This window comes from Bradyrhizobium sp. MI1.4 (assembly GCF_055811315.1).
Genome location: NZ_JBVVPP010000172.1, coordinates 1 through 290, shown reverse-complemented (window position 1 = coordinate 290; position 290 = coordinate 1). Strand labels below are relative to the sequence as shown.

The 290-nt window shown below is 63.8% G+C and carries 1 protein-coding gene; it reads left to right on the top strand.

The window, feature by feature from the left end; translation table 11 throughout:
* Positions 1-290 (top strand): ATP-binding protein (locus AC0L23_RS40140; RefSeq protein ID WP_473358445.1); only part of this gene is annotated, 290 nt, incomplete at both ends.

Genomic DNA, 290 nt, shown 5'->3' with positions numbered 1-290 from the left:
CAGCTCACCATTGCCAAGCTGCCGCTTGCCAAGGACATCGCCGACTTCCAGTTCGACGGCACGCCGATCAATCAGACCCTCGTCAATGATCTTGCTGGCGGCGGCTTCATCGTCCAACAACGCAACGTCGTGCTGGTTGGCGGCACCGGCACAGGCAAAACCCACCTGGCCATTGCCATCGCCAGAAGCTGCATCCGATCCGGTGCCCGCGGCCGCTTCTACAACGTCGTCGACCTCGTCAACCGGCTCGAGACCGAGACCCGCAACGGTCGGCAGGGACGGCTCGCCGA